Genomic DNA, 24342 nt, shown 5'->3' with positions numbered 1-24342 from the left:
TATTTTTGATAGCCATAAATAGGTGGACACTCGTCAATGGATCAAGCCCCTCAATCTAGACTTAAAGAGTTAATAACCAAAGGTAAAGAGCAAGGTTATTTAACTTTTGCACAAGTTAACGATCATCTTCCGCAAGATATAATCGATTCAGACCAAGTTGAAGACATTGTTAGAATGATCAACGACATGGGTATTCAAGTATTCGAAACTGCGCCAGATAACGATACGTTAATGATGACAGAAGGTAATACTGATGAGGATGCTGCTGAAGCAGCTGCCCAAGCACTTGCTACTGTTGAAAGCGAAATTGGTCGAACTACTGATCCTGTACGTATGTATATGCGTGAAATGGGTACGGTAGAGCTTCTGACACGTAAGGGCGAGATTGTTATCGCTAAGCGTATCGAAGAAGGTATCAAAGAAGTACAACGCAGTGTTTCTGAATACCCTCCAGCAATTAACTACTTGCTTGAGCAATGGGATAACTTTGAAGCTGAAGAAGTTCGCTTAAGCGATATCATCGTTGGATTCTTAGACCCTGATGCGGAAGATGAAGAAATTCCAGCAGCTGCAACGCATATTGGATCTGAGCTTTCTAAAGAAGATTTAGAAGACGAAGACAAGTCAGATGATGACGAAGATGAGGAAGAAGAAGATACAGGTCCTTGTCCTGAAGAAGCACGTGAAAAATTTAACGCGTTACGCGCTGCATATGAACATGCTAACACCATTATTGACGCTAAAGGCCGTGGGCATGCGGATGCTCAAACAGCAATCGATGCATTAGCTGAAGTATTTAAAGAATTCCGCATAGTACCGAAAGTATTTGACCGTTTAGTGAAGAACATGCGTAGCGTGATGGATCGCTTACGTGTTCAAGAACGTTTAATCATGAAACACTGTGTGGTTGGCGCTGGTATGCCAAAAGCAACGTTCATTAAGATATTCCCCGGTAACGAAACATCCAAGGATTGGTTCGAAGCGCAAAAATCTGCTGGTGAGACCTATTCTAAAAAACTTGTCGATGTTGAACTAGATGTTGAACGTTGTATTTACAAATTGAACATGTTGGAAGAAGAAACTTACCTAAATGTTCATGGTATTAAAGACATCAACCGTCGCATGTCAATTGGTGAGGCGAAGGCTCGCCGTGCTAAGAAAGAAATGGTTGAAGCTAACTTACGTCTAGTTATCTCAATTGCGAAAAAATATACCAACCGTGGTTTACAATTTTTAGACCTAATTCAAGAAGGTAACATTGGTTTAATGAAAGCGGTTGATAAGTTTGAATACCGTCGTGGTTATAAGTTCTCAACTTATGCTACGTGGTGGATCCGTCAAGCAATTACTCGTTCTATTGCCGACCAAGCGCGCACCATTCGTATCCCAGTGCATATGATTGAAACAATTAATAAACTTAATCGTATTTCGCGTCAAATGCTGCAAGAAATGGGTCGTGAGCCAACACCCGAAGAGTTAGCTGAACGCATGATTATGCCTGAAGACAAAATTCGCAAAGTGTTGAAAATTGCTAAAGAGCCAATCTCAATGGAAACACCTATTGGTGATGACGAAGATTCACACTTAGGTGACTTTATTGAAGATGGCAGCGGCGAATTACCGGTAGACTCAGCGACATCTGAAAACCTTAAAGATGCCACTCACGAAGTATTAGCAGGCCTAACCGCTCGTGAAGCAAAGGTTTTAAGAATGCGTTTTGGTATCGATATGAATACTGACCATACTTTGGAAGAAGTGGGAAAACAGTTTGATGTAACACGTGAACGTATTCGTCAAATTGAAGCAAAAGCATTACGTAAATTGCGCCACCCTTCTCGCTCAGAGCAATTGAAAAGTTTCTTAGATGGCGAATAAGTAATTCAGATATAACACAAGCTATTGTTATATGAATAAAAAACCAGCTTTATTTAGCTGGTTTTTTATTGCCTAAAAGTTAATTATTTTCAATGATTAACGGTATAACTAATAATATTTCATAGCTAATGATTAGGTGTACGCAGAGGTAAATTTAAAAAATCTTTATCGGTAAGAGTATGCAAAAAAGCAAGTAAGTCTTCTTTTTCTGCTACAGTAATTTCAAAGCCTTTAACAAATGGGCTTTTTAATGGGTTAGTTCGACCATCACCTTTGTACTCTCCATACTCAATATTGCGCCCTCCTGCTGCGTAGATATCAATAACCTCAGAGAGTGTAGCCACACTGCCGTCATGCATATACGGAGCACTATATTCAATATTACGTAGCGTTGGTGCTCTAAAGCGGCCATTATCTTTTGCTAAGGTTGATATTTCAGCCAAACCATTGTCTTTTTTAGGGTAGCCACTGTCATATTTATCACCTCCAAGTTCAACATTATATAAGCCTGTATTGTGAAAAGGTCTGCGGTCAATAAGTTGCTGTTCATGCCCTGTTGACTGAGTAAAATTAAAACCACCATGACAATGATGACACTCTAAACGCTCAGAAAAAAACATGTTCATGCCACGAATAGCCGATTCAGAAATCGCATCATCATCACCAAAATAGGCGTATTGGTCAAAGGGCGAATTTAATGAAACTAAACTACGAACATAGCTTGCTAATGCATTTACTATAAGTTCGAAGCTAATCGTTTTTTCGGGGAAAGCCTGGTTAAAAAGCTGCTGGTATTCTAGGGTTTTAAAACGAGCTAGTACTTCAGTTTCATGACCAGTAATACCTAGCTCAACAGGATTCTCACCAAACATAGGAAGAAGAATTTGTCGTTCTAAAGTCGTGATACCATCATGTGCCCAAGTCAAGGTTTTATTGTAGGCAATATTAACCAGCGCAGGAGCATTTCGTCTATGTTCTTGCCCTGTTGAACCAACAGATATTTCACGTTTCTCTGCAAAGGCGAAAGCTTGTAAATGACAGGACTCGCAAGATTGTTGTTGATTAGCTGATAAGTTTTTATCAAAAAAAAGTACCCTCCCTAAAGCTACCTTTTCATAACTCATTGGATTATTTTCAGGTACTTGTGGCTTTGGAAAGCCATCTATTATGGACCATTGATATCTACTTTCTGCTTTTTTATCGGAGTCGCACGCTAAAACAAAGCAACTTAAAACAAGTAAAAAAGCACTCTTTATAAACTTATTCAACTTCAGCTCCTTTACTTAAGTTTTTAACTTTTACGGCGTTAAAAACGCTATCTATCGCTAACTTTTCAGTGCTTTCCTCGTCAACAAATAAGTTACTAAATAACTGCTGGCAGCTCGCTGAATCTTGCTCTGATTGACAGCTAGATGCTTGTGTTAATACTACTTTTTTTAATAACTGAGCTAAGTTTACATTCAATACCAACTGTTTACCTTCACCTTCAACTACTGGCAATTCAAAATTTACGCTATTAGGATACAAGCACGGTGATTTAGGTCCTCGCATAACACTTGAAGACTTACACCCCGTAGAGCCAAGGTGAAATAGCCATTGTTCATTTAGCGAACTAAACTCTGCTCGCATAAACTTATGCCCTGTTTGCCAAACCCAAAACATTGACGGTAAATTTAACGGGCTATCTTGGCTAATTGGGTTGAGATGATTGCTCGCAAATGGCACACCCAAAGTAAATCTAACTGCGGTTAATTTTGATAAGTTAATATCATTGTCAAAACCAATCAACCAATTACCCAGCGCTGTAGCATTAAGTTGTTGTTTGCGCTCTTGACAATTTATGCCAAGCAGAACAGTGTCTGCATTTTGATATTGGGTTTTCATTAACTTCAAACGCTGCCAATTTAAGTTATCTGTTGTAATTTCTACATTGCTTAAAAAAAACATGAATTGTTCAATAAACCAAACTTTTTCTATATCTTCTGACATAAAGGTTGATTCGCAATCCAACTCTTTGTCATGCCATAAAAGCTGTACTGAGATTTCTTGCTCCGTTTTTTTGGCTGAGAGCATGCTATAAGTTAAATAAAAAGTTATCAAAATAAATATAACAACAGCAATATTTTTGGCTAGCATAAGTTTCACATAAAATTTAAGGTTCAAATATATAAAGATATTTGATTAGAAGACAAACAAGCATATTTAAAAGCAATGATATAAATAGCATTTTAAATACTGTAAAGTGATATATATAACATTTTATTAACATGGGGACTATCCGATGTTACGTATAGCGTGTATATTTTTTATTACGTCGACAATCTTAACTAGTCAGCTAGCATTTGCTCACTCAGAACACGATAAAGCACGTTTTGTTGCTGAAAGCGGTAAAGATTCAGGTAAATGTGCTCAAGTTTTAAGACCTTGTAAAACTATTGCATATGCCGTTCAACAAGCCAATAAAGGCGATAGAATACTAGTTTCTTCTGGTGAATATACAATCAGCTCAAGTGAAGAGTTATTCTATTTAAAAAGCGCATTAGTGCCAATTTATGGTGGTTACAATCGCTTCGATCATTTTCAAAGCCAAAGTCCTGATACCAACGCGACTGAATTAAAAAATATTCCTCTTGATATGGCAGAGCCATTGCGTAAGCAAGGTTTTGTTATTATGGCTGATGGCAAATCACTATTTGCAGAGAATAGTCCTGAAAGTAAAGCTCTTAAAAATAAGCTTGCTAGTTATCATATGCTAAGCGAAAAGCAAACTGGTCTTGATTGTGTTAACGGCTCTGCTGGAAGTTTTTCTTGTAATAACATTGACCTACTTGCGCACATGCCCCTAAACGAGTTCTCTAGCCGTCCTAGTGCAGCAAATGATATTTGGGGTCATGTTGACTTAAATACTGGTGATGAATATGCCCTTATTGGCTTACGAAATGGTGTTGCTGTAGTTAATGTTACTGATCCTGAAAACCCTAGCGAAGTGGGTACAATTTCAGGCCTTAGCTCAAGTTGGCGTGATATCAAAGTATATCAATACTTTGATTCTGGTATCGGCGCATGGCAGGCATATGCCTATGCCACTATTGATAGTTCAACGGATTACGTAACAATCATCAACCTCAACCAACTGCCAAACTCTGTTAGCTTAGTTGAAAAAAATAGAGTAGTAACCAAAGCACATAATGTTTACATCACCAATATTGATCACACTTTAAATATTGCTCTACCTGGTTTAACGCCAAGCTTACAACTTATTGGTAGTAATAGGTTCAGTGGTGCATTCCATAGCTACTCATTAAAATCACCAGAAACATTAACCGCAATATCAAACAACTATTTTGGCTCCGGTTATACCCACGATGGCGCATCAATGAATATCACTGATAGCCGTAAAGACAGTCAATGTAATACTAGTGGCGACAGTTGTACTGTTTTCATTGATTTCAATGAAAAAGAAATGAAGCTTTGGAACATCACCGACACTTCAGACACAAAGTTACTAGGCACTGGAGAGTATGACGACGTTGCTAAAAGCAACCAGTACGTGCACTCAGGCTGGGGCACTGAAGACAAACAACATATATTCTTACATGATGAGTTTGATGAGAAAGATGCCGGTTTAAATTCAACTGTTCGCATATTTTCAATTGCAGACCTTACAAACCCAACTCAAGTAGGACAATGGACAGGCCCTACACGCGCAATAGATCACAATGGCTTTGTTCGTGGTAATCGCTATTACATGTCAAATTATGAACGCGGCTTAACTGTATTAGATATTACTGATCCTGCAAACCCTTTAGATGTTGGCTTCTTCGACACTTACACACCATCAAACAATGCAGGCTTCAATGGTGCGTGGGGTACTTATCCTTACCTACCTTCTGGCAATATTTTAGTCAGCGACATTGGTAGTGGTTTATACATCCTAAAAGATCGTACTCATGAGTCAAGCCAAGGGAAATTAGGTTTTAGTAACCGTGCTATAAACGCTAATCAAGGCGAAACGTTAACTATTAACGTACAGCGTGACAGCGCCAGTAACCCAACTGAAGCCGTAAGTGTTAATTATCAACTATTACCCGGTAGTGCAAAAGAAAACACTGACTATACTCCTGTTTCTGGCACCCTAAATTGGCCAGCAAATGATACTGCAGATAAAACCATTGAAATTGATATAGCAGCTGACGCAGCAGGTGAAGAATTTAAAGAAAAGTTTTTTGTTCGCCTAAGTCAACCAAGCAATACAGCTACTTTGGGCAGCAATAGTTACTTAACTATTGATGTTGCTGGACGTGTTAACACCGGCACACTGGCATTTACTAGTGCTGAAACAACAGTAGCTGAAAACCAAGGTAGTATAGATATAACACTTGCTCGCCAAGGAAGTTCAGTAGGTGCGGTATCAGCCTCGTATTTATTAAGTTCAGATACAGCAACTGTTGGTGATGACGTTGAGTCTGCTTCAGGTACTGTCGAGTGGGCAGATGGTGATGCCAGCGAAAAAACTATAAGTATTAATATTATTAACGACACCGATGACGAAGGAAATGAAAGCTTCACCGTTGAATTATCATCAGTATCAGGTAGTAATTTAGGTTCGATTACCCAATACACAGTCACTATTTCAGATGATGATAGCAATACCGCCCCTGCTGTTACTCTATCTGAAAATAGAGAAGTTAACACCGGAGCTACTGTTACTGTTACAGCAACCGCAACTGACAACGAAAATGATCCGTTAACTTACTTATGGCAGCAAACGGCAGGCTTAACGATAGCGCTAAACAATGCTGATGCATTGTCAGCGAACTTTGTTGCGCCAACAACAGCAGGCACGGTAGAGTTATCATTTACCGCCACAGATTCTAAAGGCCTATCAGGTACAAACAAAGTAACATTTACCATTGTAGCAGCGCCAGTAACAACACCAGCGCCAACAAGCACTAGCTCATCTTCATCTGGCGGTGGTTCATTTGGATACCTATTACTTTTCTTAACGTCAATACTGATAAGAAAGCGTATTAAATAGTCAACTTTAAGGTTGAGCGATTAAGTAAAACTCTAAATCGCTCAACTATTAAACTATTAGACTCATTTATCAGGTTTTTTAACGTTATAGTGGTGACAACAAAATAAAAAATGCTTATACTTCTCGCCGCTTTGATTAACCTTTCTCAGGTTATCGAGCAAAAGTAAAAAAATGGCCCCTTAGCTCAGTTGGTTAGAGCATCCGACTCATAATCGGCAGGTCCCCTGTTCAAGTCAGGGAGGGGCCACCATCTCATCTTCCAAGCAAGTCCGAAATCATCCTTCAAGAGCAATAAAAACAACACTTAAGTCAAATTTAGTGTCCAAAACGATCCGTTAACAATTTGCAATATCCAGCCTTTTTAGTAACACTCTTAGTAACACCAGCATAATGTTACTATTTCAGTGTTACTAAAACAGGGAAAAACCATGGCCAGAGTGACCAAACCGCTATCTGATACGCAAATAAAGCAGGCAAAAGCTAAAGATAAGGAATACAACCTTACCGATGGTGCTGGCCTAATGCTTAGGATAAAACCTAACGGCTCAAAACTCTGGTTATTTAACTATTACCGCCCTTTTACTAAAAAACGGGCAAATATGGGGTTAGGAAAATACCCAGAAGTAACGCTAGCTGATGCAAGAAAGTTTAGAGAGCAAGCAAGAAACTTATTAGCTAAAGATGTCGATCCGCAAGCTGATAAAATACAACAAACTCAAGAACAGAAAGAAGCAATCGAAAACACCTTTGGGAAATTGGCTGAAAAATGGTACACATTAAAAAAACAACAAGTAAAAGCCGAAACAGCCGACAAAGCTTGGCAAACCATGAATTTGCACGTATTACCTTTATTAGGCTCTGTCCCCATACATTTGGTTAAACCTAAGCTTGTTATCGACATACTGACTCCTGTTGCTAGTAAAGGCAGCTTAGAAACAGTTAAGCGACTATGCCGTAACATTAACGAAGTAATGCGATTGGCTGTTGCTTCTGGCCTTATAGAGGTTAATTATCTTGCAGATATTACTAAACTATTTGCGCCACCTAAAAAAACTAACATGCCCACCATATCTCCTGAGCGTCTTCCTGAGTTGATGAAGGCCCTATCGTCAGCAAGTATTATGAAAGTAACTCGTTGTCTAGTTGAGTGGCAGCTGCACACCATGACGCGTCCAATCGAAGCAGCGACTGCTAAATGGGAAGATATAAGCGTAATCGATAAGGTTTGGGTAATACCAGCTGACCGTATGAAAATGAAAAAGCCTCATACTATTCCATTATCCCATCAAGCATTATCGTTACTTGAGTTAATCAAACCTATATCTGGCCACAGAGAATATATATTCCCTAGCCATAGAGACCCGAAAAGTCATGCTAATAGCCAAAGTGTCAATATGGCATTAAAACGTATGGGCTTTAATGGTCAATTGGTATCTCATGGCCTACGTGCGCTAGCTAGTACAACTTTGAATGAACAAGGTACTTTTGATTCCGATGTTATTGAAGCTGCGCTTGCCCATGTAGATAAAAATGAAGTACGTCGTGCCTATAATCGTGCTGAATATTTAGAGCGACGACGTAATTTAATGGAATGGTGGTCTGGGCATATTGAAAAAGCTTCAACAGGAAATATGAGCATCGTTGGCTAGCTGATATGGTAAATCAACTCAACACCTATATGGTAGATAAACTCATCATTGGGTTTACTAACATTTAATAGCCATGTTTGCTGAACAGAGTTGGTGTTATTGTAAAGTAAACATCTAAATACCGATTTTTTATATTTAATAAAAAGTTACAGGGTCCAATTTGCTAATGCATGCAGCATCATACTTACTATGCTAGCAAGTTCCCCTATGAGCAAAACAGTTTCATTACTTTTTGCTATGTCCATTTATGCCACTTATGTTGCCTTTATTTACACCTGTCTCATATGCATGCTTATTATTGCATCCTCGTGTGCCAAGTTTAAGGTTCATTAAACGGCGGTCCATTTTATTATTATTTCTGTGCATACAATCAAAGCCTAACTCAACATAGTTTTCACAAAAGAAAGTTACAGCCATTAACTGATGAACCTCTACAGGTCTCGTTTGGCCTTTATAGTTAATTGTAACGCTAGGGTAGCCACTCGTGTTAACTGTTGGAGACAGCATCAGTCCAGCTGGGTTCTTTTGGCTATACGAATAAATATTGCCATCAATATCAGCATAGTAATGGTCAGTAAATGGGATTTTTTTAGCATACTTAGGAAGCTTTAACTTTTCACCACATAGGACCTGTATATTGGACAGCGTCACACGTCTCCATTTACCGTCATCTCCTTTAAGCTTGAAAACATCTCCTTTTTGTTTAGTAATTTCCTTACGTGTTATTTCATTAGTTTTTTTTACTGTATGCGTCTTAGTTACCACGCTATTTTCATAGCTATAACTAGAAAACCCTGGGATATCCATATAATTCTTTGGCTCACTTGTTGTTGATATATTAAGCGTCAAATTATAACATGCTGCTTCGTTATACATTAATCAATAGTCGATTATTTTAACAGAAGCATTTATGTAATGGTCAAATAAGCTTGGAGACCTCTTTAGGTATTTTTTCTTAATTTCATTACATGCTCTACTGGTGAAATGTTTTCTAATTTATAATATCGTCGTTTTTGATTATACAAAGGCTCGATGAAATCAACTCTTCACGCCTTGACAACGACTTTAGCTTCGCTATAACGTTTATCAAAAGCTTCAACTCGAATATTCTCACCACATGAATCATCAGCGCCACGACGAAAACGATTACAACCATAGAAGGTTTCCCTATTAGGATCGTTTTCTAATCGAGCAACCATAGTACCCATACCACAGCGTAAACAGCCTAGCTCAACCTCTGCACAACCAAGACAAAACCTAAAACCTTTAGCATTGATTTGCATGGGTGAATTGCAATGTTTACATGCACTCATAGTGGTGTCACAAGCAGGAGCCAAGGTACATTTATAAAATGTTTTGTTATAACGCGTTTGTAGAGATTTTAATGTGCCTGACTTACAACTTGGGCAGTGCCATTTAGTAAATGATTTGGCCAATTTATTATCAACTAGTTTATTACCATACCTATTAATTTCGGCTAAAAACGGACTCCCTTGGTCTGAATCAAATAACACATAAATAAAGTGTTTAGCACGAGTTAAGGCAACGTAAAACAAACGCCGCTCTTCAGCATATAAATAACTTTCTTTTTTAGGTAGAACGAGATCAATCAACTCATCATTTTCACGTGATGAGGGAAAACTCCCAGACTCTACTCCTAACACTACTACATAATCAGCTTCTAACCCTTTACTTGCGTGTGCTGTCACATAATTAACATCCAAAAAAGCATAACGTAATTTATCAATATCAAACCCTGATAGCATTTGCATATTTTCTTTGCGAAACCTACCAATAATCAAAACAGATAAGCGTTCCTCTTTTTGTTGTGCACTTTTATTAAAGGTATTTAAACTTCGCTGAAGTGCCTGTTGGTATGCTTGTTGCTTCTGCTCTTTAATCGACAAAACACTTGGTTTGAGATCCTGTTTTATATCAACTAGCCGTAATGCTGGCACATCAATCTCAGTATGTGTGGTAATGCTTTTTATGATCTGACCTGGGTTTGCCATAACAAACTGACTACTAACATTATGAATTTTATTATTAAAACGAAATGTTTTGTCTAAAGGCACAGCAGTAGATGGTGAGAAGCTTCGATTAAACTCTGTAAATAGTGTTATATCTGCACCATTAAAACGATATATTGACTGCCAGTCATCGCCAACAGCAAATAACCGCATATTTGCTTTAGATCCTAACAGTGCTTTTAATAGCTTTGCCCTGCCGCCCGAGACATCTTGAAACTCATCAACCAAAATATGGTTGTAACTGTGAAAAAACTTTCCGTTCTCTACTATATCTACGGCAAGTGCAATCATGTCACTAAAATCTACGGTATCTGTTTCACTCAAATGTTCTTGATAGCTAATAAGTATGGGTTCAAACAAAGCTAAAAATGCACGGGTTCTTTCAATGTCACATTGTTCAGCGGTAATGTTTGCAAGTATTTCTTCTATTGAATGACCGCCTTCTTTAAATAGCCCTAAAAAACGCTGAATTAATTCAATAAAACCTAACCATTGCGTTTCATTTTCAGCTTTTAATTGGGCAAATATGTCCGTTAATGGAATAGGCGTAACGGTCAGCAAATTGTCTGTTAATACCTGCTTTAAACATTGTGATAACTTGCCCTGTGTTAACTGGTAAGAATATAACTCTGCCATTTTTGTCTGTTTTGAATTGTGCAGTTCACGTTTCCACTCAAGGTCTTCAAGGTAACTATCTTGGTCAACAAAAGGTGCTGTCTCGAATTTTTCATTTAAGCCTAAATACTCAATATAAAGATCGGCATCGGGTAAATAAAAATCAGGCTGGTATTGGCGTCGTGCAACACTTTTAGTATCAAATTTATAATTTTCTTCATACTGATAAGGAATACCGTTAAGTGTTAAATAATTGGCAATACGCAATTCACCAACACTTTTAACCCACTCCCCTTTAAGGGTAATTAACCTACAACTTGATAAGAACTCGTGATAGTCATCAATTGTTTCAAAATCTAGCTCTGCTTTGGCTGGTGTACTTAAACTTGAAAAATAATTAACTAATAACGCTTTATAGCTATCTTCAGCCTCCGCTAAGGTGTCAATAGTGCTATGAATAAACTGAGTAAATTGCAGAGGTTGTTCAGCAAAAGAGGTTACTGCTTTTTTATAACCACCAAAGTTTGCAATAATCTCATTGCCAAGGGCATGAAAAGTGCTGGCTTTAATATCTTGAGCAACCGATGGAATGCGGTCTTTAATGCGTTCATTCATTTCGGTTGCGGCTTTATTACCAAACGCCAGCATTAGCACATTTTTTGCTTTAGCAATATCAGCTTCAAGCAAGAAACCGGCTTTACCAATTAAGGTCGCTGTTTTACCCGTGCCTGCCCCTGCAATAACTAAGTTATGATCATCGTTTGTTACACAGGCTATGCGTTGCTTTTCGGTTAGTGGAAGCTTTTCTACGGAATCAAAAAAATCAGCGTATTTTGTCAACAAAATAGGCACAACCGATTGATTATGTAATTCGCGACCTAATTCACTCACATCGTCTTTTGAAAGTTTTTTGGCTTTAGCAAAAATTTCTCTATGTACAGGGTTAGTTAACTGTGAGAAATCGATACCCAAATGAGTAAACTTTGTAACTAACTGATGTAACTGAGCAATAGGCTGCCATTCGGTACTTGAAAGGTATAACTCACGAGATTGAAATTGCGCTAATGACTGTTGAAAATGCTGCCATTTATCGCTTGACGCAATAAGGCTTAACAAAGTCGCAATCACTTTTTGTCTAAAAGCATTTAACACAGCGCTGTTATAACCTTTAAGAGCTATTGGTTGTTTGTCTTCTATCCCTATTGTTAAGGAGTCAAAAAACCAGCCTTTATTAACATTTAACTGGTTAATATCGTTTAATGAAATTTTGGCAACTTCACCATTGCGGTTAATGGTAATAGTAGTGCTGTCTAGGTCAACACTTAGTTGTACGCCGCGTATTTTATACCATACTTGAACTACTGATGCAGGGGTTAGTATCATCTTAGCCAAAAGAATTAATCATCTCTTTTAGGTACATAAATCACGTTACTTGCACGGTTAGCTAAAGTTGCTGACTTTTCTAAGGTTTTAATCCACTGGTTATCATCAAATCCATCAAGCCAACCTGCGATATATTCAATTGAATTAGCTCTAACCTCTTTAGTTAAACCAAAACGAGCGCATAAAAAAGATGAACCAATTTCAGCGACTAGCTCTTCAAAGGCGTAAGCAGGGTCCTCAAAACTTTTACCAAAAGTGCGTTTACATCGTGATTCATGCCCGGTCCAATGCACCATTTCATGTAATAATGTTGCATAGTAAGCCTTAGTACTATCTTTTGCTTTGAACAACTCCTTATGTGGCATAGTAATATAATCATCACTTAGACAATAAGCAGCTCCATCATTAGAATGTTCTATGTGTATGTTAAGTTCGGCAATGCGTCGTTCTAATATAGGTAATTCACTCACTTTAGTCTCAGCAAAGCTTTTACCTTCAAAGCCAATGACTTGATCAGCGTTATATACAATTGATATTTTACGCCCAAAACTACTTTCTAATTTTTGCTCTTCTTCATATACAAATTCATTTTCGTGTTCAATTTTAAAATAATGAAACACGGGTGCAGGCTTTGCATCTTCTTTAAGCTCACAACCTAATTTTTGCCATTGTTGCTTTGTTGCCCATAAGTTACTTTTGTAGCCATATGTTTGAGCTATTAATGAGAGAAAAAGCCATGAATGTAATGATTTGTACTCACGGTGACTTTTTGCATTGTAATGACTAAAAGCTTTTAATGATGAAAGCCATTCTGTAATAAAGTTTTTATTGCTATTGTTTAAACCTGTGATGATATTTTCAAAGACACCAACATCTAATTCCCAATTTGCGAGTTCAACAACATCAACTAAACGTTTTAACTGCTTAAATAAAGGCTGCTCAAGGAAGACTAAAAGATCTTGTGCCGCTTCAAAATCATGTTCATGTAAATCCAATTCATTAATGAAGCTACACCACCAATGAAATTCTCCTAATAGCGGTTTTATGTCTCCTTTTGTCACATCTCCCCAGTCTTCATTTGGTTCACAGTCAAATATTTTTTCTAGGGTAGTTGTGCTGTGTTTATGTGCTAAGTGAAATAAAATATCAGGATAAGAAAAACCCAACCAATCCTCTAGCTCAGTAATTTCTTTTGCTGTTTGTTTCAAGCCATGAATACTGGCATTTAAACACTGGCCTTCATCCAACCAATTTATAGGGCTTGAGCTTGATTCAGTTTGCTGTAAAAATGACATAAACTGAGTATTGCCATGTAAAGCTTTACTACGGTTTAATAGATTATCGACAGTCCGCCCTGTTGCTAAAGCATACTCCTGTCGTAGAAAATAATTTTTTCTGAATTCTGCAAGATTACTCATCAATTAACTCCATCTAACAACATATCAACTTACTCTTTAAAAATCATAGAATTATCAAAATTACCACTAAGAAGTTTACTTAGTTAAAGGTATTGAAAACGAATTACCACAAACTATTTTAATAATATAATTTGTAAGCCTATGAACTAGAGTTTTGCCAACAGCATATCTATTTCATTAAGCTCATTTTCAACTTTTAGTTCTAAATTACCTTTCCGTTTTAATTCTTTTAATACACTAGAGGCGTTTTCATAGCCCATATCAGTAAGGTAATTAATTTTATCTTTTGAAAAGTTCATCATTGATTGGACAGCAGACAATGTACCTTCTTCTGTAACAAATTTATCATTAGGACGAATTTCAACTATTTTCGTGTGAGATAAATCGTAATCATGGCGATTGAAGTTTGCGCCATTTGAAAGATGACTTACAAAGCAGATATCACACTTTCCTATTAACTCTTTTACTGGTGTATTATCTCTTATACCGCCATCATAATGTGTTTTACCATCAATAGTTCTCGTTTGATAAAGTAGAGGTAATGCCGCAGAAGCCATAACTATTTCGAAAAGCTTATCATCACTCAAGGTTTTCAGTTCATGATAATGGGCACTTTTGCCGTCAATACCTAGCTCGCTTTTTATAAACTCGGTAACAGCTTCATATCCTGTACCTTCAAAGGTAGAAACCCAAATATCTGACCATGCCGACTTGTTATTCAAATCTACATACTGGTTAAACTTATCCAAAATAGGTTGATCATCTAACAGCCCTTCGTCATTAGAAAATTGCTTAATGACTACTCCCGCAGCTGTGCCGGCTTTTCTTGCTAGTGGATTTGGGTATGAAGCAGCTAAAGTGGCAAGTGCCTTAGCTAAACTGATAAAAACAGCCTTTTCATTTACCTTAACTGGATTATTAACAGCTAGATCCTGCCAAACTGACTCTAAACGTTCATATGCCTCAGCCATACTAGGCGCTGAGGCCGCAATTACTGCGTTTAGTGCCCCTATACTTGCGCCTGAATAGATATCAACGTCAATGTTATTTACATAGAGTGCTTTCAATATACCTACATGGTAAGCCCCTTTCGCAGCACCACCTGATAAAACTAAACCAATTTTCATCGAAGTCTTCCCTCTAAAAGTGAACTAGTTAAACGTGACACAGACATCACTGGCATAACGTCAAATTCGTTTTCTTGTATACCTTCTAAAAGCACTTTTGAAGTAAATTGGTACATCGAATTTTCTATACTTCCCAGTGCTAGCTTAATTGCATCGAGCATTATTGGTGATTTATCTTTATCCAATTTAGCCAACTCAATTTCATGATATATAGGAACAAGTTGTTCTGGTGAACAGCCAAACTTACTTTTAAAGGCTGCTAATACTTCACTTTTAACCCATTCTAGAAAAACACTATCTTCAATTTCATCATTACTAATACATTCCCACTTAAGCTGGGTTAGTAACATCACTAAACTGAAATAGGCTGATATTTGGTCATCTTGACATTGCCATTTATTAATAACCGTTCTTACTCGGTCGCGGATAGCTACTTTCTGTTCTAATACATTCACGCGTTCATCTAACGAACTTAGCGCTAACTCAAAGCGCTCTTTCCACACTCTTACGTCTTTTTTCAACTCAAGTATGGCGCTAATGGTTTTTTTTAAGCCTTGCTGCGTTTGAATTAGCTGTTTTACTCTTCTTTCATCTAACTCAGATAGTTTTTCTATGGCATTGGTGAACTCTTCGTTAACTTGGTGCTGCTTTTTATCTTGTGTACCAAAAACCAAATTAACTGCACGAGTAACAAATGCATTATTATTTTTCATCGTATCATTTTGATCTTTTGACACGTTAATAGAGTTTTGAAGTTCAATAAATGCTGCATCTGCTAAAAAACTATATTGGCCGACAAGTTTATCTACAGACTTTTCATGTTCACTCATTTTAAGCTTCCTTCTCTTTTTCTAAGCCACAAACAATTTCTTCGCTATTGATCGATATATTATCAAGGCCACATATTTGCGAACGAAAGTACTGCTCCCGATATGTTTCTTCTTCAGTAACTCTATTTTTCTCTTCAATTGCTGAGTTTGAACTATATTGAATAATTTCGCATAGCTGACTAATTTCATATTGATATTCATCAGCAACACCTTGTAACTTCTCTTTTATAAGAGATAAATTATCTTTATGAATAGCCTTCAGTTGCTCTGTTAACGCCTTAATATATGACTCTTTGTTAAATTTTGTCGTTGTCTCCTTATATGTTTCATAGGCTATTGAGTCAAAAGGAAACCAAGCAAGGCTAAAACCAAATATTTTGCGTGCACGTCTTTTAGTTTTAGTTTCTTCTTCAATGTAATCGTTCTTTTCTATAGCGTCATGATCAAACTGTATGTTTATATCTAATGAGCGAGGTGTTAAATTAATACTATCTAAAACCGTCTTCTCCATGAAACTAGTAAAATTACTCACATCACTTTGCAAGTCTTCGGCTAATAGGGCAGAACTTTCCTGTAGTTTTTTATCTATAGCCTCTTGTATCACGGACACAAATTTAATTAATTTTTCTTTAAAATACTCCTCGCAATCTTTATCAGTTGATACACTAACTGAATTACTTTTAAAAAGAGACATCACATCCTGAAACCAAATGGGTTGTTTTCCTGGTATCTTCTTTTTAAATTCAAGAGTATATGTATCAATCGAATCTAAACACTTTTTTATAATATCATCTGTATCCGTAGTTTGATTATCCTGCCAACTCATTAACTTTTTTTCAGTAGATGACATTAACTCCTTTAAAGAATTTAAACCTTCTTCTACTTGGCTGACTCTTAGCTTTAACTCTTCTATCGTTCTTCTTGAAGAATCTATATCAGCCTCTAAACAAGTAACTAAACGTGTATCTATGAGTTTTCTTAACTTTGATAAAGATGCAATTAAAGTATCAGGCCCTGCATTTTGATACGCTCTGGTAATAGCGGTATCAATAAACGCACCTATTTGAGAGCTTTTAAACATCTTTTTAGCTAAACGAAGTGTCTCCTTTGAGTCTTCAATTGTTGCTAGGTCATCCTCATCCTCTTCATCCCATTCGCCACTGGTGGTGTTATTAAGAAAATCACTTTGCCACCCTTGCAATCCTGCTAGCTCAAACTTTTCATGGCTCGCTAGAAACTCTAATGCTTGGCTACTTAGTAATGCATTGCGCGCGGAGACAGGAAAAATATAGTCATCATCTAGTTGTATATCGTCAAGTAACTCTTCTTTTACAAAGCGAACTGTTTCTGACCGCTTCATTGACCTGTGATCTTTCGCATCAAAGCGATTAACAGCCACAATAAGCCTGTCTTTATAAGCGCCAGCTTCTTCTTTTATCCGTTGACGCATAGCTTCATCTGCTTCAGAGGCTAAATCTGTATAATTGAGTACTAACAGCAAGGCTGATGAGCGTGCTATTTGTTGATCAACAATATTTTTGAGAATAGGTAATCTAGCTTCATTGGCACCAGGGGTATCCACCACCACAAAATTACTGACATCACAACCGGTCTCTACACTTTCCAGCACCTTAAATTCTGTGAATAAGGTTGGAAAATCGTCTGAATCTCGAAACATCTTATTAAGTTTTTCTCGATATTTTGTTTGTTCAAAGCAATAGCGGCATATATCATTAATCACCTCAAGCTCTTCGTGTACCTGCCCAAGATTGCTTAATGTCTGATTAAAAGTGAAGTTATTATTGGTTATTCGTTTTGCAATGAAAGAGTTTTCATTGCTAGTATTAAAGCCATTTTTTTTTAACTGTTTTAAAAGATTACTAAACTTTTCTGCGTGTTTAAATTGGTAGTTAACCCCTGTAGTACTTTTATCATGTTTGATATAAGTTGGGATAACAGTCATCGCTGTGTTACGACTTGGTAAGAGCTCTTTACCAACAATGCTATTAATTAAGGTCGACTTCCCTGCTTTCATAATGCCAACAACAGAGAGTACAAGCTCTAATTTTTCTGTACTTTGTTTAAGATTGCCCATATCAAGATTGAATGACTTTTTCATGTCAGGCGATAAATTGACTTCTTTAGCAATTTCCTTTGTTTGTCTAAGCAACTTTAACGTTGCTTGTCTCGAAGCAATTACAATTTTATTTTTATTAAAAACACTCATTTGAGTTCCTTTATTTTTGTTATAGTTGATATATTAGAGGCTATCCCACTTGTTAGCTTCTCTCGGTTGCAAATAGGTATGCTCCCTTGCAGATCCCTGCTGAATGTTTCCCTCAATTCTTTTATTGTTGGCTGATGTTTATTAATATATGCACTTACTACCGCAAGCACCAAACGTCCTTTACCATACCTTTCACTATTGAATAGGTATTTAGAATTATCTTTTGCCACCACTAATACTCCAACAATTTAATTTTATTTTTCTATTGAGAAACAAATATTTTCAAATCAACATCACTACTATGTGCTGTAGACATCCAGCTTTGTATTAGCTGATAAGCTTGCAATGATTCACTTCGGGCATTATGACCACTACGTAATTGTGTTTCAAAATGGCTAGCTGAAAAACTATTAGCTGCAACAATCCATACTTCTTTACTAACAGTGTTAGATCGCCTCCGTTGAGCAATAACATCCCATACTTCTTCAGTTTTTGATCGCCTTTCGTTTTCATCTGCGGCTGTAAAAGCTTGCCCTTCAAACATTCTAATTCTTTCATTCATTAACTGGGCTGCTCCACGTTGCGGCCATGGGCCAAGCAAGCGATTCCAATTACCAGCCCTTAGGTTGTTATTTCCGCTAATCAACATTTCAATATTTTTTATTGCTTGAGAGCCAACTTCAGCCAATGCTCCGGCTGATGATTGTGGGTTCTGTGATGATCCACATTTAATATGTACATAAACTAACTTATCGGGAGATGAAAGAATAAAATCGGCAGGTTCAGTTCCCATATCTGTATTAAGTACAAGATCTGCCGCAGGTATATATTGATTGAACGGTCCTAAATCACTTCGGGTTGGGTTAGGCAACGAATTGGCTTTAATTTGATCTAAAAGATAAAAAATTGAGTTGGTACTGAAACCCTGGTTAACGACTTGATAAACTCTATGGTCATAACCTTTTTCATCAAGGTTTGCCCCTGTTAGTGAGTCTAGCCCTATAACCACGTTTGCTAATTGAGAACTGGCAATATTAAATTGATTTTCTACTGGTAGTTTAAGTTCATAAAATTTGTTTTTCGCATAACCGACACCATTTTCTAATAATGCTTTATGTAAGCGCTCAGTCAAAAGGTCAATAATATCGCTATCAGGTTCATCTCCAGCTTGAGAGGAGTAATACACTGGTGAAGCTGAAGATAAGACTAAGAAAGGCTCATCAGCTTGTAATTGAACTGTCACGCCACTACTAGCTACGTCAGGATTTAATAAAAAACCACCATCATATTCTCTATATATAAAAGCATTGTCTAGCGTGAACTCTTCATCACCTATAACAATGTCTATTGGGCTTTCAAATTCGCTCAAGTCAAAAATTAAGCTTTTGATTTGTAGATTAGTGTCTACCGCTACAGGCTTAGCAAATGAATGAACAAGCGCACTAGATATGTCAGAGTCGGATGAAATTGTAGCTTCCATTTCGTCTAGCCAATCATTTAACTCAACTAGGCTAAATGAACTCTCTTTTTGATCTGATATTCTGCCGGAATCTACACCAACATAGTAACTACCAGACTTTTGCTCATTTTGATCATATGTGTCACACCGCATAGTAGATAAGCGATATGCAGCATTCCCTTGTAAATCGGCTATTTGCTCTAAATCAGCCCCTTTCACGGCAATACTCTCAGGACGCTTTCTCGCAGTGCTAACTGATTTACTACTTGCTTCTTTAGTTGTTGCTGTCTCTCCTAACGCCATTACATTTAACAGCTTATCTTGAGAAACCGCACTACCTATTTTTAAATCTTTATCATTGCCAAACCTGCGACCTCTACTATCGTAAATAGCTACAATGTTGGGTGTTAATTCTTTAAAGAGCGTAACTTCTAATGATGGTTCAAAGAAAAACTGATCAACTAAGAATTTAGATTTGTTAAAAGCTATAGAAACAATTACTTTGATACCCCATTGCGTATCAAACTGCTTTGCCAACTCCCCAGCATTATTACATCGCCAATAAAAAGTATCAGACATAAGCTGAGCATTAAAACCTGACGATTGATTTAAAAAACAAATTGATGCAGTGGGGATGTTTAGAGATCGTTCAGGGTTAAAGGCATTAAGATCAAATTTACTTAGAAATCGATTACCATAATAACTAGCATCAGGAAAAGCTTCTAAATAAAGCTCTATCAACTTGTTAATATCTAATGATGCAATAAATTTAGTTACCGCTGACGGGCTATTAAGTGAAGTATCGAATGTTCTATAGTTTAACCACATTTGTTCATTGGCATTTTGTTCAAGCTCTAGAACTTTAGGCTCTACATCACCAAATAAACGAACAACACGGCCAATTGTTTGAACAAGTTCTCTGCCACTATTTACTGCATAGGTTAACACCAACAATTTAGCTTGAGGAATATCTACCCCCTCATCTAACTTACGCTGATGAATAATAACCTCATAGTTTGTATCTTTAAGCTTCTTGGGTACAGTTGCCTTTACATTGATTCGTGCATCGCCTGTAAACTGCTCATGAATTGCCAAGACATTAAAGGCTCCGTTTAATTCATCATAATAGTGCTCAATATCACTAAACTCTTTACATTTTATGATGCACTTAGTATTAGGGTTATCATCCAAAAATTGGCGAATAGAAGTACTTAAATTTTCAGTTTCGATGGTTTCAAAGTCAGGCTCTTTAAGTACTCCGTCTGCTAATGCTTTTTCAAAGGTGTAGATGTAACTTGCATCCGCATCAATATCAAATTGAAATAGGTCATTGCGATATGGCGTTGCGGTAATAACTATTTTATGTGCGCCCATTCCGCGCACCAAATTTCGCCAAACAGGGGATGGCTCTGCATGACCTTCATCAATTATCACCAGGTCAATATTTTGTTTTAATTCATCTAATTGTGCTTGATTGAAACTCTGTAGTTTCTGAAAGGTTGATACATAAATGCCATTTGCCGAGGTGTCATCAACATCGTCAAATGCGCGTTTTAATGGAATATCTTCACCTTCAGCACGTTCAGTAAAAAACTTACCATTTATGTCATCAAAAAGTTGGTCGCAAACCGCTCTTCTATGACATAAAACTAATACTTTCCTCTGGGTAGCTTTATGGCAAATAACCGTAATTACGCCCGATTTACCAGCCCCTGTAGGGAGACTAATTAAACAAGACTTAGTCTCTTCACTAAACGGCTTAATAAGGTAACTCAGTGCAGTTTCAACACTGCCTTGCTGGCAGGCTCTTAACCCATTCCATAAAACATCATTTATAGTAAAACGACTAACTTTCAAAACTTACTTCCTTGTTATTTTATATATCCAAAAGGTTATAAATCGCCAGCGAAGGCTTTTTGGCTAAGAGAATCAAATAATTTTTCTTTAGATGCCTTATTAAATAGCTTTTGAGAAGTGGCAACTTTTTGAACTAAAGTATCAAATTTATTTTGCAGTTCTCTTTCGGGCATTGGAACTTGAAAGCCTTTAATATGCTTCATATTTAAAAACGGTTGTACCCCTGCTGATGCTATTTCATGCATTTTAGGGCGGTAGTACTTTAAGAAATAAAACAAGTATGTTTTATTGATCTTTGATTCATCAACTCTAATACGACAACTACCTGTGGTTGATAAAACAGCTTCTTTATATTGCTCAGGAAATATACAAACGTTACCAATTGTTCCGACTTTGGTTAAAACAATATCGCCAGGAACTACATGACTTCTATAAATAGTGAGGTATTTATCTCTAGTCATAAATTTCAAGTCTTTTGAGATAAACTCTCCTGCCAGCGAAACATTTTTTGTTCGTATTACAGGTATTTCACCATATTCGATGTAATCAGTTTTGGTATTTACACTGGAACCGAAAGGTCCATCAACCATATCACCTTTATTGGGTGCCAATTCCCCCAAATTAGTCACATCCCATTTTTTGTTATTTGCAATAGGATCACCAAACATATCTAGGAAGGCGCTGCGGAGGAAGTCGTCGGCGAGGTTGATGGCTTGTTGGCGTTTACGGCGAATGGCATCGGCTTTATCTAAAATCGCGGAAATGCGCTTTTGCTCGTCCAATGGTGGTAGTGGGATTAATTCATCATGCACTAGGTTTCTATTAAGTGTGGGAACGCCTGCCCCCTGAACAAACCTATCTAATTTAAATGCCTTGAGCATATAGAAAACCCATTTAGGGTCATTCCCATGAAAATTAGTTACATACAATGCTGTATTTAAAGGCCAATAAGCACTTTCAGTAAAGTGAACTTTTCCAATAGTTCCTGATCGCCCAGTAATAACTCCTGGTCCAGCTAGTTTCGCTTCATTATGAGTTCCATTTCGACCATTTGCGGCATAAATAGGTATATCTCCTTTAATCCTAGAGTTGATTGGAAGATCATACCCCCTTTTCAAGGTCGCTATATCTTTCAATGCAACTAAAGACCACGATGAATTGTTTGTGAAGAAATTCACAGCATTTTCTCCAACACTTTTAAATCAGCTAAAATTTCATTTTCCAAACTCACTAACTTACTTAAGATCACTTTAGGTGCATCAAAGACTTCTTCTTCATAAATTACTTCTTTATAACGATTGATAGAAAGGTCATATTTATTCGATGTAATATCGTCTTTGCTTACCCAGAACGCTTTTTGGGTTTTATCGTTTTTATCACTGGTCGCGATGGTTTTATCACGCGCTTTAAACTCTGCCACTAAGCTTGGCAAGTCGTTCTCTTTGATTGGTGTACGTTTATCGTCTAATGAAAAGCCATCCGCTTGTACATCATAAAACCAAACATGATCAGTACTGCCGCCTTTGGTGAAAATAAGTATCGCTGTTGAAACACCCGCATACGGTTTGAATACACCACTTGGTAGTGAAATAACGGCTTCAAGTTGGTTGTTATCAACGAGTAATTGGCGCAGTTGTACGTGTGCGTTGGATGAGCCAAACAATACGCCATCAGGCACGATAGTCGCTGAGCGGCCACCGACTTGTAACATCCGCTCAATTAGCGCAACAAAAAGCAACTCGGTTTTCTTAGTTTTTACTTTACGTAATAACTCTGGACATACGTCTTCTTCGTCTAGAGAGCCTTTGAACGGTGGATTAGCGAGAATTATTTGCATGCCGCCTTTCGCTTCATTAGGAAAGTTTTCACTAAAGTGTTGGCTTAAAGTATCTTGATAATGAATGTCTGGTTGTTTAATGCCATGCATTACTAAGTTCATTGCTGCAACACGTAACATGGTTGCGTCAAAGTCAAAGCCATGGAACATATCGGTATCAATGTGCTTTCTGTCTTCTGGCTCAATTAAGTCGCCAGAATAAAGTACATTTTCAACTTGCTTGCCATGGATATCTAACATCGGTTTGCCAATATCTTCAGAAGAGCCGTCTTCCTCAGTGATAAATAGTGGTTCTCGCTCAATGCCTTCGGCAGAGCTGTATTTTTCCAGTAAGTATTCATAAGAAACAGACAAGAAGCCACCTGTACCAGTGGATGGATCACAGATACGGCTGGTTTTATCAGGGTCCATGATTTCAACCATGGCACGAATAATATGGCGTGGTGTTCTAAACTGACCGTTAATACCTGCGGTAGTTAACTTGCTAAGCAGGTATTCATATAAATCACCTTTGGTATCAGCATTATCTAATGGTAAGTCATTGACCATTTCTACCGCTTTTACTAACAGGCTTTGCTTTTGGATCATCAATTGCGCATCTTTCATAAACTCAGCAAAGAGTGAGCCTTCATTGTCTGCTGATGAACTTGACGCGAAGAATGGAAATAACTCATCTTTTACCACTTTATAAAGCTCTTCAGCACCTAAATGACGAATATTTTGCCAGCGTAAATGTTGTTGCTGGTCATTAAAGCGGTGATTAAACTCTTTTTTGGTACGGGCTGAACGCTTCTCATCGGCTTGCTCGTTCATATCTAACATTCGGGCATACATTAAAAAGGTAATTTGCTCGATTACCGTTAACGGATTGGTTATACCGCCCGTCCAGAATTCTTCCCAAAGTTTATCTATTTTGCTTTTTAGTGGACCAGTGATCATGTAGTTCTCTTCTTTTTTATTAAGCTGTGACTATAAATGTGTTCGTTAGCCTAATATT

Annotated in this window: 14 protein-coding genes and 1 tRNA gene; 4 read left to right on the top strand and 11 right to left on the bottom strand. The window is 37.3% G+C overall.

Features of this window, described 5'->3' with window-relative positions:
* Positions 1-36: 36 nt before the first annotated feature.
* On the top strand, positions 37-1875 hold the full coding sequence (rpoD, locus tag B7C41_RS10710; protein ID WP_085298919.1) for an RNA polymerase sigma factor RpoD: 1839 nt from the start codon (positions 37-39) through the stop codon (positions 1873-1875).
* A gap of 125 nt (positions 1876-2000) precedes the next feature.
* Here the strand turns inward: rpoD and B7C41_RS10705 are convergent, their stop codons facing one another.
* Together B7C41_RS10705 and B7C41_RS10700 are read right to left on the bottom strand one after the other, a co-directional pair.
* The gene (locus B7C41_RS10705) at positions 2001-3143 is read right to left on the bottom strand and encodes an MbnH family di-heme enzyme (RefSeq protein WP_085298918.1); all 1143 of its coding nucleotides are present in this window, start codon (positions 3141-3143) and stop codon (positions 2001-2003) included.
* Positions 3136-3948, bottom strand: coding sequence for an MbnP family copper-binding protein (locus B7C41_RS10700; protein WP_158089118.1), 813 nt, complete (start codon positions 3946-3948; stop codon positions 3136-3138). Before B7C41_RS10700 ends, B7C41_RS10705 begins: the two co-directional genes overlap by 8 nt.
* A gap of 208 nt (positions 3949-4156) precedes the next feature.
* On the opposite strand from B7C41_RS10700, the gene B7C41_RS10695 reads away from it, so the two are divergent.
* The 3 genes from B7C41_RS10695 to B7C41_RS10685 all read left to right on the top strand — a co-directional run bounded on the left by B7C41_RS10695 (position 4157) and on the right by B7C41_RS10685 (position 8562).
* Entirely contained in the window at positions 4157-6913 is a 2757-nt protein-coding gene (locus B7C41_RS10695) for a choice-of-anchor B family protein (RefSeq protein WP_085298916.1), read from the top strand.
* A 173-nt stretch (positions 6914-7086) separates the two neighbouring features.
* Positions 7087-7163: transfer RNA gene (locus B7C41_RS10690), tRNA-Ile, on the top strand.
* Positions 7164-7341: 178 nt separating this feature from the next.
* Entirely contained in the window at positions 7342-8562 is a 1221-nt protein-coding gene (locus tag B7C41_RS10685; RefSeq protein ID WP_085298915.1) for an integrase domain-containing protein, read from the top strand.
* 225 nt (positions 8563-8787) lie between these two features.
* Here the strand turns inward: B7C41_RS10685 and B7C41_RS10680 are convergent, their stop codons facing one another.
* From B7C41_RS10680 to B7C41_RS10635, 9 genes are all read right to left on the bottom strand, one after another.
* Positions 8788-9369, bottom strand: a complete 582-nt coding sequence (locus tag B7C41_RS10680) for a hypothetical protein (RefSeq protein WP_085298914.1) — start codon at positions 9367-9369, stop codon at positions 8788-8790.
* Between the two features lie 239 nt (positions 9370-9608).
* Complete coding sequence (locus tag B7C41_RS10675; RefSeq protein ID WP_085298913.1) at positions 9609-12590, bottom strand: UvrD-helicase domain-containing protein; 2982 nt, start codon at positions 12588-12590, stop codon at positions 9609-9611.
* Positions 12591-12604: 14 nt separating this feature from the next.
* On the bottom strand, positions 12605-14008 hold the full coding sequence (locus tag B7C41_RS10670) for a zincin-like metallopeptidase domain-containing protein (protein WP_085298912.1): 1404 nt from the start codon (positions 14006-14008) through the stop codon (positions 12605-12607).
* Positions 14009-14154: 146 nt separating this feature from the next.
* Positions 14155-15135 (bottom strand): patatin-like phospholipase family protein, encoded by a 981-nt coding sequence (locus tag B7C41_RS10665; RefSeq protein WP_085298911.1) that lies wholly within the window; start codon positions 15133-15135, stop codon positions 14155-14157.
* Positions 15132-15965 carry a hypothetical protein gene (locus tag B7C41_RS10660; protein ID WP_085298910.1) on the bottom strand — a complete coding sequence of 278 codons (834 nt, stop codon included), beginning with the start codon at positions 15963-15965 and terminating at the stop codon, positions 15132-15134. The genes B7C41_RS10665 and B7C41_RS10660 overlap by 4 nt, the downstream gene beginning before the upstream one ends.
* Before the next feature lies 1 nt (position 15966).
* Positions 15967-18192 carry a dynamin family protein gene (locus B7C41_RS10655; protein WP_085298909.1) on the bottom strand — a complete coding sequence of 742 codons (2226 nt, stop codon included), beginning with the start codon at positions 18190-18192 and terminating at the stop codon, positions 15967-15969.
* 262 nt (positions 18193-18454) lie between these two features.
* Positions 18455-21508: a DEAD/DEAH box helicase gene (locus B7C41_RS10645; RefSeq protein WP_085298907.1), complete on the bottom strand. Its 3054-nt coding sequence runs from the start codon at positions 21506-21508 to the stop codon at positions 18455-18457.
* Positions 21509-21543: 35 nt separating this feature from the next.
* A complete protein-coding gene (locus B7C41_RS10640) occupies positions 21544-22686 on the bottom strand; it encodes a restriction endonuclease subunit S (RefSeq protein ID WP_085298906.1) in 1143 nt (380 codons plus the stop codon).
* Positions 22683-24284, bottom strand: coding sequence for a type I restriction-modification system subunit M (locus B7C41_RS10635; RefSeq protein WP_085298905.1), 1602 nt, complete (start codon positions 24282-24284; stop codon positions 22683-22685). Before B7C41_RS10635 ends, B7C41_RS10640 begins: the two co-directional genes overlap by 4 nt.
* Positions 24285-24342: the final 58 nt, after the last annotated feature.

Source organism: Cognaticolwellia mytili, from assembly GCF_002104475.1.
Taxonomy (GTDB): domain Bacteria; phylum Pseudomonadota; class Gammaproteobacteria; order Enterobacterales; family Alteromonadaceae; genus Cognaticolwellia; species Cognaticolwellia mytili.
This window is presented reverse-complemented; position numbering and strand designations above follow the sequence as displayed.

What these genes read in the sequence shown, in the direction of transcription:
- rpoD (WP_085298919.1), top strand. Translation starts at nt 37, where the DNA reads ATGGATCAAGCCCCTCAATCTAGACTTAAAGAGTTAATAACCAAAGGT.
- B7C41_RS10670 (WP_085298912.1), bottom strand. Translation starts at nt 14,008, where the DNA reads ATGAGTAATCTTGCAGAATTCAGAAAAAATTATTTTCTACGACAGGAG.
- B7C41_RS10700 (WP_158089118.1), bottom strand. Translation starts at nt 3,948, where the DNA reads ATGCTCTCAGCCAAAAAAACGGAGCAAGAAATCTCAGTACAGCTTTTA.
- B7C41_RS10635 (WP_085298905.1), bottom strand. Translation starts at nt 24,284, where the DNA reads ATGATCACTGGTCCACTAAAAAGCAAAATAGATAAACTTTGGGAAGAA.
- B7C41_RS10675 (WP_085298913.1), bottom strand. Translation starts at nt 12,590, where the DNA reads ATGATACTAACCCCTGCATCAGTAGTTCAAGTATGGTATAAAATACGC.
- B7C41_RS10665 (WP_085298911.1), bottom strand. Translation starts at nt 15,135, where the DNA reads ATGAAAATTGGTTTAGTTTTATCAGGTGGTGCTGCGAAAGGGGCTTAC.
- B7C41_RS10695 (WP_085298916.1), top strand. Translation starts at nt 4,157, where the DNA reads ATGTTACGTATAGCGTGTATATTTTTTATTACGTCGACAATCTTAACT.
- B7C41_RS10685 (WP_085298915.1), top strand. Translation starts at nt 7,342, where the DNA reads ATGGCCAGAGTGACCAAACCGCTATCTGATACGCAAATAAAGCAGGCA.
- B7C41_RS10660 (WP_085298910.1), bottom strand. Translation starts at nt 15,965, where the DNA reads ATGAGTGAACATGAAAAGTCTGTAGATAAACTTGTCGGCCAATATAGT.
- B7C41_RS10680 (WP_085298914.1), bottom strand. Translation starts at nt 9,369, where the DNA reads ATGGATATCCCAGGGTTTTCTAGTTATAGCTATGAAAATAGCGTGGTA.
- B7C41_RS10655 (WP_085298909.1), bottom strand. Translation starts at nt 18,192, where the DNA reads ATGAGTGTTTTTAATAAAAATAAAATTGTAATTGCTTCGAGACAAGCA.